This is a genomic window from Streptomyces sp. NPDC047453 (genome assembly GCF_040643155.1).
Taxonomy (GTDB): Bacteria; Actinomycetota; Actinomycetes; order Streptomycetales; family Streptomycetaceae; genus Streptomyces.
Genome location: NZ_JBEYTS010000193.1, coordinates 1 through 1,028, shown reverse-complemented (window position 1 = coordinate 1,028; position 1,028 = coordinate 1). Strand labels below are relative to the sequence as shown.

Sequence of the window (1,028 nt, the reverse complement as noted above, 5' to 3'; positions counted from 1 at the left end):
ATCTTCCGCCGCAACACCCACGCCTCCGGGGTGATCCCGCAGATCAGCCTGGTCGTGGGCCCGTGCGCGGGCGGCGCGGTCTACTCGCCGGCGATCACCGACTTCACGATCATGGTCGACCAGACCTCGCACATGTTCATCACCGGCCCCGACGTCATCAAGACCGTCACCGGCGAGGACGTCGGCTTCGAGGAGCTGGGCGGCGCCCGCACCCACAACACCGCCTCCGGCGTGGCCCACCACATGGCCGGGGACGAGAAGGACGCGATCGAGTACGTCAAGCAGCTGCTGTCGTACCTGCCCTCGAACAACCTCTCCGAGCCGCCGGTCTTCCCCGAGGAGGCCGACGTGGCGGTCACCGGCGAGGACCTGGAGCTGGACTCGGTCGTCCCGGACAGCGCGAACCAGCCGTACGACATGCACACGGTGATCGAGCACGTCCTGGACGACGCCGAGTTCTTCGAGACCCAGCCGCTGTTCGCGCCGAACATCCTCACCGGGTTCGGGCGGGTGGAGGGCCACCCGGTCGGCATCGTCGCCAACCAGCCGATGCAGTTCGCCGGCTGCCTGGACATCGACGCCTCCGAGAAGGCCGCCCGCTTCGTACGGACCTGCGACGCCTTCAACGTGCCCGTACTCACCTTCGTCGACGTGCCCGGCTTCCTCCCGGGCGTCGACCAGGAACACACCGGCATCATCCGCCGCGGCGCCAAGCTGATCTTCGCCTACGCCGAGGCGACGGTCCCGCTGATCACCGTGATCACCCGCAAGGCCTTCGGCGGCGCCTACGACGTCATGGGCTCCAAGCACCTGGGCGCCGACCTCAACCTGGCCTGGCCGACCGCCCAGATCGCCGTCATGGGCGCCCAGGGCGCGGTCAACATCCTGCACCGCCGCACCATCGCGGAGGCCGAGGCCGCGGGCGACGCCGAGGCGACCCGCGCCCGGCTGATCCAGGAGTACGAGGACGCCCTCCTCAACCCCTACGTCGCGGCCGAACGCGGCTACGTCGACGCCGTGATCAAGCC

The 1,028-nt window shown here is 69.6% G+C and carries 1 protein-coding gene; it reads left to right on the top strand.

Annotated features, from left to right (window positions below; genetic code table 11):
* Positions 1 to 1,028, top strand: a 1,028-nt coding sequence (locus ABZ818_RS42890; RefSeq protein WP_361427804.1) for an acyl-CoA carboxylase subunit beta, incomplete at both ends; no start/stop codon positions are given.